This window comes from Streptomyces platensis (genome assembly GCF_008704855.1).
Lineage (GTDB): Bacteria > Actinomycetota > Actinomycetes > Streptomycetales > Streptomycetaceae > Streptomyces > Streptomyces platensis.
The window spans coordinates 7,513,858-7,526,031 of record NZ_CP023691.1 but is presented as its reverse complement, the minus strand read 5'-3'; the positions used below and the strand labels follow the sequence as shown (position 1 = coordinate 7,526,031).

Here is a 12,174-nt window from a genome sequence, read left to right as displayed (position 1 = left end):
GACGGAGGGCCGCCGGTCATGACCAATCCTGCCGAGAAGCTGGTCGATCTGCTGGATCTCGAGCAGATCGAGGTGAACATCTTCCGGGGCCGCAGTCCCCAGGAATCGCTACAGCGGGTCTTCGGCGGGCAGGTCGCGGGCCAGGCATTGGTGGCGGCCGGGCGGACCACGGAAGGGGACCGCCCGGTCCACTCGCTCCATGCGTACTTTCTGCGGCCCGGCCGGCCAGGTGTGCCGATCGTGTACCAGGTCGAGCGGGTCCGGGATGGGCGGTCCTTCACCACCCGGCGGGTCGTTGCCGTCCAGCAGGGACGCACGATCTTCAATCTGACCGCCTCCTTTCACAAGCCGGAGCCCGGCTTCGATCATCAGTTGCCGATGCGTCGGGCGGTGCCCGACCCGGAGGAGCTGCCGACGGTCGCGGAGGAGGTCCGCGAGCGCCTGCGCGATCTGCCCGAGGGTCTGGAGCGGATGGCGCGCCGGATGCCGTTCGAGATCCGGTATGTCGACCGGCTGCGCTGGACGCCGGACGAGATCGAGGGTGCGGAAGCGCGCAGCGCGGTGTGGATGCGCGCGGTCGGGCCGCTGGGCGACGATCCGCTCGTCCACACCTGCGCGCTGACCTACGCCAGCGATATGACGCTGCTGGACGCGGTCCGCATCCCCGTCGAACCACTCTGGGGGCCGCGCGGGTTCGATATGGCCTCGCTCGACCACGCGATGTGGTTTCACCGGCCGTTCCGTGCGGACGAGTGGTTCCTCTACGACCAGGAGTCGCCGATCGCCACCGGCGGCCGGGGCCTGGCCCGCGGGCGGATCTACGACCGGGAGGGCAGGCTGTTGGTTTCGGTCGTCCAAGAGGGGTTGTTCAGGAAGCTCGGCGGCTGACCGGGGCGGGCGGTGGAGGGCGCGGCGGCGGGTGTCCGCAGGCGGCCCGGGGCTTCCCTGCGGGCCGTTTCCAACTCTCGGGAGAGGTTGACGCGGTACCACATCACCTCGTCGAAGTCGTCCGCCGTCAGCACGCGCTCGTAGGATTCCCGGGCGGCCGGGGTCACCGTGATCACGGATGCCAGTACGGGCCTGAGCCGGCGCAGCAGGGCCCGCTCCCGCGGGTCCTCGGCCACCGAGGCGAGTTCCTCCGGGGGGAGCACGGCGGCGATCACCGCGGCCGCTTCCCAGGGGTCGTCGGTCTGGCCCATGAGCTGGGCGACCCGTCGGCTGCGCCACTGGCGGGCCCGCCAGTCCTGTCCGCTGTCGAGCATCACCCGCATCGCCGCGGGGGTGTTGCCCCGCATCAGGTCGGGTTCGCGGTCGGCGAAGTCGGAGACCTCGGCCGCGAGATAGAGCCAGACCACCGCGCCGAAGCGGTTCACATAGAACCTGACGGGGCCGAAGCAGCCGGCCCGGGTCAGGCGCAGGACCCGTCCGGGGCCGATGCCCATGAGCGCGGCTGCCTCGTTCGTGCTGACCGTACGGATCCGTTCGCGGAGCGCGTCCGGGAAGCCGGGCTCGGCCTGGAGGCGGGTGATCTCCTCCGCCGGGACCCGGCGGCGGCCGGGCGATCCGGCGGTGCCCGGCCGGCCGTCGGTCCCGGCCGGGACCGTCCGCACCTTTCCGAGCTGGGTGGCGAGCTCGAACTCGCCGTTCCTCAGCTCCAGTTCACGGGCTGCTCGTCCCATCGTGAGCGTCTGCTGCCCGTCGCACATCACTGTCATGTCGTTTCCCCCGCAACTCGGTCGATCACTGACAGTGACGACTGTAGCCGCAGGCGATGACAGTGGGTCAAGCCCCGCCTCAGACCTGTGGATAACTTTCCGGCTGGCGGACCGCGACGCCCAGATGCTCGCCGACACGATTGACCAGCAGCGTCATTTCGTAGGCGACCTGCCCCAAGTCCGCGTCGGCCCCGGCCAGCACGCACAGGCAACTGCCGTCGCCCGCCGCCGTCACGAACAACAGCCCGTCGTCGAACTCGACCATGGTCTGGCGCACCCGCCCGATGCCGAAGTGGAGCGCCGACCCCTTCGCGAGGCTGTGCAGTCCCGAGGCGACCGCCGCGAGATGCTCGGCGTCGTCGCGCTGGAGTCCTTCGCTCGACCCGGTCACCAGACCGTCGTTGGAGAGCACCAGCACATGCCGTACTTTCTCCACCCGCTTGGTCAGGTCGTCCAGCAGCCAGTCGAGTCCGCTGCTCAATGCCATTGCTGCTTCCTCCCCGTGTCTGTGCCCGCACGTGTGGCCGGACCGCGGCCCGTGGTCCGTTCGAAGGCCGTCGTGCCAGCCTGTCCCACCTCGGCCGTCTCGGCAAGCGGCCCCCCGGTCCGGCGTGCCACGGGACACCGGTTCGTGCCGCATGGCCGAGGATGTCGGCATGGCACACAAGATGACGAAGGACGAGTGGCAGAGGTTCCTTTCCGCGGGGACCCGGACCGGAAAGCTGGCGACCGTACGGGACGATGGCGGCCCGCACATCGCGCCGGTGTGGTTCCTCATGGACGGTGACGAGCTGGTGTTCAACACCGGGGAGGAGACGGTCAAGGGCCGCAACCTCGCCCGCGACGGCAGGATGGCACTGTGCGTCGACGACGACCGGCCACCGTTTTCCTTCGTGGTGGTGCACGGGACGGCGGAGATCAGCAGCGATCTGACGGAGGTCCGTCACTGGGCGGCCCGGATCGCGGCCCGCTACATGGGCGAGGAGCGGGCGGAGGAGTACGGCGCCCGCAATGGCGTGCCGGGCGAGCTGGTGGTGCGGGTCAGGATCGACAAGGTCATCGCCCTGGCGGCCGTGGCGGACTGAGGGCGCATGTGGCGCGGCGCGGACGGGCCGCGCCACGTGCCGCCGCGATCATCCCACCGAATCGAGCACCCTGCCGGAGTGCCGCCGCCCCGCGTGCTCGACGAGCCGCACCAGCACCTCCTTGCCGGAGTCGCGGTCCCTGGCGTCGCAGAGCACGACGGGGGTGCCACGGTCCAGGTCCAGCGCACGGGCCACCTCGTCGGCACCGTAGGACCGGGACTCCGCAAAGCAGTTGACGGCCACCAGGAACGGGATCGCGCGGCGCTCGAAGTAGTCGACCGCCGGGAAGCTGTCCTGGAGCCGCCGGGTGTCGGCCAGGACGACGGCGCCCAGTGCGCCCTCCGACAGGTCGTCCCACAGGAACCAGAAGCGGTCCTGCCCCGGGGTGCCGAAGAGGTAGAGCGACAGGCCCTGCCGGATGGTGATGCGGCCGAAGTCCATCGCCACGGTGGTGGTGCCCTTGAGGTCCACTCCCCCGGTGTCATCGACCGTCTCACCCGCCTCGCTGAGCCGTTCCTCCGTACGCAGCGGGTGGATCTCACTGACCGAGCCCACCAGTGTTGTCTTGCCCACGCCGAAGCCGCCCGCGACTAAGATCTTCAGGGTCAACTCGGCGTCGAGGCCCGGGGCTGCGCCCTCCGGGGCCCCTTGTGCGGCGTTCATCGGCCGTCTCCTCCAGGATGCAGGGTCCTGCGTGTCACGGGGTGTGCGGATCCACGGCTCGACGGGGGGAGCCCTCGGCGGCAGAGGGCCGCACGAAATCCATGGCGAGGACCGTACCGCCCGCTGACAGGGATTTTCTCGGAATTGCCAAAGCCGTCACGTCTTCCGATCAAGAAGCCCATCAACCTCCGAATTCGTGATAGTTGAGCCGAGGAGAGGCATCCGTCGCCGGAGACCGGTCCGTCCCCGGCGGCGTTCGCCCGGTGACCGGCCGAGCTGTGCGAGATCATGAGCTCATGAGGCGGAAGCAGGCACCGGAGCGGCGCGGATCACCGCCCGTGACGCGCCTCTCGCCTTGTGCCGTCGAGTCCCACGGCATTGCCGTCCTGGCCGCCCTCGCCGCCCGTCGCCCTCCCGGAGGAGCCCGATGACCGACCACCACGCCGACCGCCCGCAGGAGGTCCGTGCGTTCTTCGCATCCCGCGCCGCCACCTGGGACACGAAGTTCCCCGACGACGGCCCCGCCTATGCGGCCGGCGTCGCCGAACTGGGCCTCCAGGAAGGCGAACGGGTCCTGGACGCCGGCTGCGGCACCGGACGCGCGCTGCCCGCCCTCCGGTCGGCCGTGGGACCGCTCGGAACGGTGCTGGGCGCCGATCTCACGCCCGAGATGCTGGAGGCCGCCGTACGGGCCGGACGCGACCGTGACGCGGCGCTGCTGCTCGCGGACGTGAGCCGGTTGCCGCTGCCCGACGCCGCGCTGGACGCCGTCTTTGCCGCGGGGCTGCTGTCGCATCTGCCGGACTCGGCGGGCGGCCTGACCGAGCTCGCCAGGACCGTGCGCCCCGGTGGCCGGCTGGCCCTCTTCCACCCCATCGGGCGGGCCGCCCTCGCCGCGCGCAAGGGCCGCCCGATCACGCCCGATGATCTGCGGGCCGAGCCGAATCTGCGGCCCGTCCTCGCGAGCTGCGGCTGGGACCTCATCCGGTACGAGGATGAGGACTCCCGCTATCTGGCGCTGGCGGTCCGCCGGGGATGATGCCCGCGCGGACGGCACCGGTGCCTCAGGCCGCCGGGCCCTCCCCGTGCGGAACCGGGCAGGTGCCGGTGCGGCGGGAGGCGGGGAAAGTGCCGAGCTCGGACACCCGGAAGCCGTTCGGATAGCCCTTGATCTCGGGGTTCTGGCGGGCGTAGTGCGGGGCGCGGCGGGGCGGCAGCAGCCGTACGGCCTTGGCACGCAGCTTCAGGGCGGTGCGTACCGCCTTCTGGACCGCCGGCTTGGGCCGCTCGTACCGGAAGGCGTCCAGCAGCGAGTCGTCCAGGAGGGCCATGCTGGCACCGCGCACCACCGGGGCGAGCGGGCCGTACCACCCCGCCATCAGGTCCAAGGTCGCGTCCGAGACCCGTCGCGCACCCTCGTCCCAGCCGAAGTGCGCCTCCTCGTACGCGTCGAGGCACTGCTCGAAGTCCCGGTAGGTCTGCGGGAGTTCGGTGATGCCCATGTGGCGGCCGAGGGTGCGGTAGTAGGCGGCCACGGCATGCTGCTCGTGTGCGGTCAGCCGCCGCCAGCCGTACTCGTCCAGCCAGCGCTTGGGCACCACCACGAAGGTGCACAGCACATAGCGCATGTCCTCGTTGCTGATGTCATAGCTGCGGTGCATCTGGTTGATGCGCCGGATCGCCGTCCGGCCGTCCTCGCCGTCGAAGCCGTGCTCGACGACGGCGTCCAGGAGGAGGGCGGTGTCGTCATAGCGCTTTTGGGTACGGCCCGTCAGCTCCGCCGTCTCCGCGAGCAGTCGGCCGATGCTCGGCACGGCATAGGTGCGGTAGAGCGCCAGCTCCAGGGCCCGGGTGACGTCCCAGGGGAATTCATGGGTCGCGATGATGCGGTAGATCCGCAGGCAGTCGCGCTCCGGGTCGAGCCGCCGGATCTCCCTCAACCAGTCGTAGCGCCGCACCTGACAACCGTCCCTTCGTTCGCCGAAGCGCCAATTTTACGGGCGCGGGCGGCACTTGAACGGTGCGACGGGGGCCAGATCGCGCCCCACGGTGGCCGGAATCAGCCGCGCCGGGCGGTCTCCTGTGAGCGCTTGGGCACACCGGCCCGCCGCCGGGGGCTGCGGGTGCCGCGTCCCTGGGTCCGGGCGTCGGCACCGTAGCGGTCGGTGCAGGTGGCATCCACTACGGCCAGCGCCGCCCTGACCGGCATACCGGTGCGGCCGGCGAGCGCCAGCCGCTCCTGGACCTCGCGTGGTGTGCGGGGGCGATAGCCCGGTCCCGTACCGCAGCACCCGCCATGGAAGGTCAGCCCCGCGCGCAGCACGGCCTCCAGCGCACGCCACCCGGCCGCGTCACGCCGCTTGGGCACCGCCAGGTCCGCGCCCGCGTTGATCAGCTCACCACGGCACTGCGGGCAGCAGCCCGGTCCCCGCGAGGCCGGCGTCTTCTTCCACGCGGCCCGGCAGACCAGGCACACGAAGTGCATCCGGCGGCTGTAAAAACACATCCGCGCAGCGTACGGCTGGTGACAAGCCCGTACCAAGCGAATTAGGGTGCGCCGACGTACTCCGCAATGGACCCGATGGGGAGGCCCGCGTGCCCACGACCGAGAGCGCCGACAACGATCAGTTGTTCGTGCTGACGGCGGTGCTGCTGACGCCCGCGCAGTTCCCGAGCGTGCTCGGTGACGACTACCCCGAGGTGTGCGCGGGCCTCGGGCTCGAACCGTACGCGGAGGGCTACGGGCTGGTCCTCGGTCAGGACGGTGACGGCGGGCGCTGGACCGTGGTGACGGAGGATGTGTCACTCGTCGCCTGCGCCATCGCGGCCTGGGACTGCGGCATGGAGTATGACCTCTCGCCCGGCGAGAGCAGCATCGTCGGGGCGCTGCCCGGTTGGCCGCTCGCGCTCGCCGTGGCGGCACCCGGTGTGCCGCAGCCGCACGATCCCGAGCCGCAGGAGGGCGACCCGGCGCCGCTCACCCCTCCCGACGCGGAGGAGTGGGGGCCGGCGCAGCGGCGGCTCGGGGCGGACGAGATCGCCATGCAATGGGCGGCGTGGCGCGAGCAGGTGGAGGGCGACGTCAGCTTTGCGGAGCCGGGGGATGAGGCGCACGAGGGGGTGCGGCGGGTGCTGAAGGAGGCGCGCGGCTATGTGAACGAGCCACCGCCGCCCGGGCGGGTGCGGTCGTCGTTCGCGGTGGGGGAGGCGCGGACGCTGCGGGTGGATGGGCCTGGGTGGAGCATGGTCGCCCGTACCGATGACATCGCGTTCGTGCTGCTGGACGACGAACCGGGGGAGGTGCATCCGGTGGGGAGGGGGCCTGAACTGCCGGGGCTGTTGGCGTCGCTTGAGGAGTTGGCGGAGCGGCCTGTCTGAAAAGTCGGTGCCCTCCGCTTGGGGCGATGTTCGGCTGCGGGTGCGTTGTGGCTGGGCGCGCAGTTCCCCGCGCCCCTTCGGTGGCGCGGCCGATCCGTTATGTGCCTTCGGTGCGGCTGCGTTGTGGCTGGCGCCGTTGCGGGTTACGTGGTTGCCGCGGGGGCCGGAGGGGACGCACCGGGACCCGTCCTCGGCGCGGGCGACGCGGCTACGTGGGATCGATTGCCCCGGTGTTTGCTCCGGTCCTGCGGGCGGGCCCCGGTACATCCCCTCCGACCGTCCCCCGTTGCCGACTGCCGGACGGTGGCACCGTCCGTCACAGACCCCACAGCGGCCCGCGCCCAAGCTGCGGGACCAGATGCCTGCCAAGGGGCGCCGTGCACGGCCTCAGGGACCGGCTGCCTGCCAAGAGGTCCCGCTGACATAGCCGTAACCGGTCATCGGTACGGCGGGTCAGCCGCCTACGGACGGTGGTCGGAGGGGATGTCCGGTGCCCCGCCCGCAGGACCGGAGCGAACGCCGGGGTGACTTACCTCTGGGACCAGGGCCGCCCGCGCCGAGGACGGGGTACCGGGCGTCCCCTCCGACCCGCCACCCACCCGCCGTACGCGAACCGGCGGCCAGCCACCGGCAACCCGTCAGCGGCCGATTTGTTTGCGGCTGACGCGGCGTAGGCGGCGGCGTTGGGAGGAGTCGAGTGTCAGATACGCGACTGCCGGGATTCCGACCATGACCAGGAGGGCCGCCCAGAAGGGCAGCAGCCACAGCAGGATCACTCCCACCGCTACGCCGCCGACCGCGACCTTCGCTTGAGTGGACATCTTCACGCCCCTTCCGCGGCGCATGCCGCGCTCTGTGTACTCCATTGAACGCCGATTTCGCGTCGCAGGTTCCTTCCGGGGACACGTCATCCTGTACTCTCGGGCGCTCCAGGCGCGACTAGTCAAACTTGAGGAGCTCGGAACCCCGTGACATCCCTCCCCGCGGTCACTCCCGCTCAGCTCTCCGCACTCGCGCAGTGCGCAGCGGTTTTTCTGCCGTCGGATCCGCCGCGGGCCGGGCGGATCGCGTTCTGGCGGCCTGATGGTGAAGCCGTGGGGGACGCGTCGCTGGGCGTTGTGCTGCCGGAGGACGACGGCGGGGTTTCCTTGTGCGAGGTCCCGGCGCTGGTGCTGACGGTGGCCGAGGCGGTGCCGGTGCTCACCCGTGCGCGGGCCGGCGGGGACGCCCATCCGGCTGCCGCCTTCTGGGGAGCCGCGTCCGTATTGGCGCTCCAGCTCGCGGCCCGTGGGCGGATACTGCCGGGGGTCAGCCCGGCCGGGTACGACGCCTGGCGGCTGGGGCCGCTCGATCCGGCGGACCTGGCGCGGCTGCGTGATCTCGCCGCCGCGATGCCGCCGTACGCGCACGCGAGCCCGCTCCCGGACACCGACCCGTTGGAGCTGCCGGATCCCGAACGGCATGTGCGGGCCTTCCTCGACGCGGTGGCGGACGGGCTGCCGCGCTCCCCCGGCGCCGCGCTGGCCACCGGGGCGCCGGCCTTCGCGGTGACCGCGCCGCAGCACATCCCCGAACAGCGCGCCTGGGCGGCGGAGGTCGCCGCGGGGCATGACGCGGGCGTACGGGTCTCCCTGCGTGTGGAGGTGCGGGGCGGGGAGCAGGTCGGCGAGGTGGGTGTGTGCCCGGAAAGGCTGCGCGGCGGTGTGGCCGGGGAGGGGGAGGGGGACCGCATTCCCGACGGTGCGCCGTTCACGTTTGCCGCCGTGGTTCAGTTGCACAGTCTCAGCGATCCGGCGCTGGTCGCGGATGCCGCGGAGGTGTGGGCGGGGGCCTCGGCGGCCGGGCAGGCGTTCGGGGCGGGGGCGCGGATGGACACGCTGCTGACGTTGCGGCGGGCGGCGGCCGCCTGGGCGCCGCTCACGCCGTTGCTGTCCGCGGCGGTGCCCGATGCCCTGGAGCTCGCCGATGAGGAGATCGCGGAGCTGCTCGGGCCGGCCGCCGGCGCGCTGGCCGCCGCGGGGGTGGCGGTGCACTGGCCGAAGGAGCTGGCGCGCACGCTGACCGCCCGTGCCGTGGTGGGGCCGCCCGGCGGGGGCGGCGGTGACGGGGACGAGGGACGGGGCTCGGGGCTTCCTTCGTTGTTGTCGGCGGATGCTCTGTTGTCGTTCAGCTGGCGGTTCGCTGTGGGGGACCAGGAGGTCGACAAGGCGGAGCTGGACCGGCTTGCCGAGGCGGGGCGGCCGCTGGTGCGGCTGCACGGTCAGTGGGTGCTGATCGATCCGGCGGCGGTGCGGGCCGCCCGGGACCGGCAGGAGCGGAAGGTCACCCCGCTCGATGCGCTCGGCGCCGCGCTCACCGGCAGTGCCGAGGACGGCGACGGCGGCCGGGTGGCGGTGGCGGCTTCCGGATGGCTGGCCCAACTGCGTGACCGGATCGCCGAACCGGAGGGCGGCGCCGAGCCCGTCCGGCAGCCGGCGGCGCTCACCGCGACGCTGCGCGACTACCAGTTGCGCGGGCTCGGCTGGCTGCACCGGATGACGTCACTGGGGCTGGGCGCCTGTCTCGCCGACGATATGGGGCTGGGCAAGACGGTCACGCTCATCTCCCTGCATCTGCACCGGCAGACCGCTCCCGAGTCGGCCGGCCCCACCCTCGTCGTCTGTCCCACTTCCCTCATGGGCAACTGGCAGCGGGAGATCGAGAAGTTCGCACCGGGCACACCGGTACGCCGTTTCCATGCCGGGCGGCGCAGTCTGGCGGACCTGGCGGACGGTGAGTTCGTGCTGACCACGTACGGGACGATGCGGCTCGATGCCGTGAAGCTGGCGGAGGTGGGCTGGGGGCTGGTCGTCACCGATGAGGCCCAGCACATCAAGAACCCGTTCTCCGCGACCGCCAAGGCGCTGCGGACCGTGCCCGCCAAGGCCCGGGTGGCACTGACCGGTACCCCGGTGGAGAACAATCTGTCGGAGCTGTGGGCGATCCTGGACTGGACGACTCCGGGACTGCTGGGACCGCTGGGCCGGTTCCGAACGCACTATGCGCGGGCCATCGAGGGCGGTGCGGCGGCGTCCCCGGAGGCGGGGGCGGCGGCCGAGCGGCTGGCCCGGCTGGTGCGGCCGTTCCTGCTGCGCCGCCGTAAGTCCGACCCGGGGATCGCGCCGGAGCTGCCGCCCAAGACGGAGACCGACCGTGCGGTGACGCTGACCAAGGAGCAGGCCGGGCTGTACGAGGCCGTGGTGCGCGAGGGGCTCGACGAGATCGCCGGGACGGACGGGTTCGCCCGCCGCGGGCTGGTGGTCAAGCTGCTCACCTCGCTCAAGCAGATCTGCAACCACCCCGCGCAGTACTTGAAGGAGAGCGGGCCGGCGGCGGATGGCCGTACGGCGGAAGCGGTGCGAATCGCGGGGCGTTCGGGAAAGGTCGAGCTGCTGGACGAGTTGCTGGACAGCATCCTCGCCGAGGGCGCGAGCGTGCTGGTGTTCACCCAGTACGTGCAGATGGCGCGGCTGCTGGAGGGGCATCTGGCGGCGCGCGGGGTGCCCACGCAGTTGTTGCACGGCGGGTCGCCGGTGGCCCGCCGGGAGGAGATGGTGCGGCGCTTCCAGGAGGGGGCGGCGCCGGTGTTCCTGCTGTCGTTGAAGGCGGCGGGTACCGGTCTCAACCTCACCAGGGCGGCGCATGTCGTGCACTTCGACCGCTGGTGGAATCCGGCCGTCGAGGCGCAGGCCACCGACCGCGCCTACCGCATCGGGCAGACCCAGCCGGTGCAGGTCCACCGGATCATCACGGAGGGCACGATCGAGGACCGGATCGCCGACATGCTCGCCCGTAAGCAGCAGTTGGCCGATGCGGTGCTGGGGTCCGGCGAGGCCGCGCTGACCGAACTCACCGACGCCGAGCTGGCGGATCTGGTCGCCCTGCGGGGGAACGAGCGATGAACATGCCGGGAGATGAGGGACGGATGTATCTGGACGAGGGGGCTTCCGCTGGCGTTGAGCGGACGTTCGAGGCGTTGCCCGCGGCGCCTGGGCAGGCCTTTGCCCGGAGCTGGTGGGGGCAGGCGTGGCTCAAGGCGCTGGAGGACACCGCGCTGGACGGCGCGCAGGTGAAGCTGGGGCGGCGGCATGCGCGGGCCGGTGCGGTCGGTGCGGTGTCGGTGCGTCCCGGCCGGATCACCGCGGTGGTGCAGGACCGGGACCACACGCGGCACCGGTCCGACGTCCTGCTCCAGCAGTTGAGCGCGGCGGACTGGGACCGCTTCCTGGACCTGGTCGCGGACCGGGCCGGGCACATCGCGGCGCTGCTGGACCGGGACATGCCGCCGGTGCTCGTCGAGGACGCCGCCGCGGCCGGTATCGAACTCCTGCCGGGCATCGGCGACCTGGAGTCGGAGTGCAGCTGTGGGGCATGGGACCACTGCGCGCATTCGACCGCGCTGTGCTACCAGTTGGCGCGGCTGCTGGACCAGGACCCGTTCGTGCTGCTGCTGATGCGCGGCCGGGGTGAGCAGGAGCTGCTGGACGAGTTGCAGGCGCGCAGCGCGTCGCGGGCGGAGGGCCCGGCAGGCGCGGGCGCGGCGGAGCCTTCCGGTGCCGGGGTGCCGGCGGTCGAGGCGTACGCGGCGCGCGACATTCTGCCGCCGCTGCCCGCGCCCCCGGCGCCGGTCGCCACACCAGGCATCCCGCCGGTGCTCGGCGGCGGCACCCCGCCCGCGCCCGGGGTGGACGTGGCCGCGCTGGAGTTCCTGATCGGGGACGCGGCGGCGCGCGCCCAGCTGATGCTGGCGGATGCGCTGTCCCCGCGGCATCCGGACGGTCCGCCGCCGCCCGTCCTGACGCCCGCCCAGGATGCGGTGCGGCTGGCGGCTTCCCTGCCCGGGGCGCCCATATCGGCGCGGCTGGCGGCCGGTTCGGGGCGTGATGCGCGGGGTCTGGCGTCAGCCGTACGGGCCTGGGAGCTGGGCGGCGCGGCGGGGCTGGCGGTCCTGGAGGAGGACTGGACACCGGAGCCCGAGGCGCTGGCGCGGGCCACCAGCCGGCTGGCGGCCGCGTGGGAGGACGAGGAGACCCGGCCGCGGCTGCGGGTCACCCGTAACCGCTGGACGGTGGTGGGCGGGGCGGCCCAGTTGCGCTACGGGCGGGACGGCCGCTGGTGGCCGTACCGCCGGGAGGGCGGGCAGTGGGTGCCCGCGGGTCCGGCCACGGACGATCCGGCGGGCGCGCTGGCGGGGTTGTCGGCGGAGGGGTGAGGAGGCGGTGAGGAAGCCGCCCCACCCCAATCCCCCCATCCGCCTGCGCCGGGCCGCCGCGCGTGCTTCGCTGAACCGATCC

Annotated in this window: 12 protein-coding genes; 6 read left to right on the top strand and 6 right to left on the bottom strand. The window is 72.5% G+C overall.

What is annotated here, in order from left to right; genetic code table 11:
* The first annotated feature begins 18 nt into the window (after positions 1-18).
* Positions 19-888, top strand: coding sequence for an acyl-CoA thioesterase (locus tag CP981_RS33220; RefSeq protein WP_085924954.1), 870 nt, complete (start codon positions 19-21; stop codon positions 886-888).
* Here the strand turns inward: CP981_RS33220 and CP981_RS33215 are convergent.
* Positions 819-1,715: a DUF6397 family protein gene (locus CP981_RS33215; RefSeq protein WP_244329895.1), complete on the bottom strand. Its 897-nt coding sequence runs from the start codon at positions 1,713-1,715 to the stop codon at positions 819-821. The genes CP981_RS33220 and CP981_RS33215 overlap by 70 nt on opposite strands.
* A gap of 79 nt (positions 1,716-1,794) precedes the next feature.
* Positions 1,795-2,202 (bottom strand): roadblock/LC7 domain-containing protein, encoded by a 408-nt coding sequence (locus CP981_RS33210; RefSeq protein ID WP_085924956.1) that lies wholly within the window; start codon positions 2,200-2,202, stop codon positions 1,795-1,797.
* A gap of 169 nt (positions 2,203-2,371) precedes the next feature.
* On the opposite strand from CP981_RS33210, the gene CP981_RS33205 reads away from it, so the two are divergent.
* Positions 2,372-2,800, top strand: a complete 429-nt coding sequence (locus tag CP981_RS33205; RefSeq protein WP_085925020.1) for a PPOX class F420-dependent oxidoreductase — start codon at positions 2,372-2,374, stop codon at positions 2,798-2,800.
* Positions 2,801-2,848: 48 nt separating this feature from the next.
* Here CP981_RS33205 and CP981_RS33200 read toward each other — a convergent pair whose 3' ends face one another.
* The gene (locus tag CP981_RS33200; RefSeq protein WP_085924957.1) at positions 2,849-3,463 is read right to left on the bottom strand and encodes a GTP-binding protein; all 615 of its coding nucleotides are present in this window, start codon (positions 3,461-3,463) and stop codon (positions 2,849-2,851) included.
* A 427-nt stretch (positions 3,464-3,890) separates the two neighbouring features.
* On the opposite strand from CP981_RS33200, the gene CP981_RS33195 reads away from it, so the two are divergent.
* Positions 3,891-4,502 carry a class I SAM-dependent methyltransferase gene (locus CP981_RS33195; RefSeq protein ID WP_085924958.1) on the top strand — a complete coding sequence of 204 codons (612 nt, stop codon included), beginning with the start codon at positions 3,891-3,893 and terminating at the stop codon, positions 4,500-4,502.
* A 25-nt stretch (positions 4,503-4,527) separates the two neighbouring features.
* On the opposite strand, the gene CP981_RS33190 is transcribed toward CP981_RS33195, so the two are convergent.
* Positions 4,528-5,421 carry an oxygenase MpaB family protein gene (locus CP981_RS33190; protein ID WP_085924959.1) on the bottom strand — a complete coding sequence of 298 codons (894 nt, stop codon included), beginning with the start codon at positions 5,419-5,421 and terminating at the stop codon, positions 4,528-4,530.
* 101 nt (positions 5,422-5,522) lie between these two features.
* Complete coding sequence (locus CP981_RS33185; RefSeq protein WP_244329894.1) at positions 5,523-5,969, bottom strand: hypothetical protein; 447 nt, start codon at positions 5,967-5,969, stop codon at positions 5,523-5,525.
* A gap of 89 nt (positions 5,970-6,058) precedes the next feature.
* Between CP981_RS33185 and CP981_RS33180 the strand changes: the two genes are divergently transcribed.
* A complete protein-coding gene (locus CP981_RS33180; protein ID WP_085924961.1) occupies positions 6,059-6,841 on the top strand; it encodes a hypothetical protein in 783 nt (260 codons plus the stop codon).
* 638 nt (positions 6,842-7,479) lie between these two features.
* Here the strand turns inward: CP981_RS33180 and CP981_RS33175 are convergent.
* The gene (locus CP981_RS33175; RefSeq protein ID WP_085925021.1) at positions 7,480-7,662 is read right to left on the bottom strand and encodes a hypothetical protein; all 183 of its coding nucleotides are present in this window, start codon (positions 7,660-7,662) and stop codon (positions 7,480-7,482) included.
* Between the two features lie 147 nt (positions 7,663-7,809).
* On the opposite strand from CP981_RS33175, the gene CP981_RS33170 reads away from it, so the two are divergent.
* Positions 7,810-10,782 carry a DEAD/DEAH box helicase gene (locus CP981_RS33170; protein ID WP_085924962.1) on the top strand — a complete coding sequence of 991 codons (2,973 nt, stop codon included), beginning with the start codon at positions 7,810-7,812 and terminating at the stop codon, positions 10,780-10,782.
* Positions 10,779-12,092 (top strand): SWIM zinc finger family protein, encoded by a 1,314-nt coding sequence (locus tag CP981_RS33165; RefSeq protein WP_244329893.1) that lies wholly within the window; start codon positions 10,779-10,781, stop codon positions 12,090-12,092. Before CP981_RS33170 ends, CP981_RS33165 begins: the two co-directional genes overlap by 4 nt.
* The last annotated feature ends 82 nt before the right edge of the window (positions 12,093-12,174 follow it).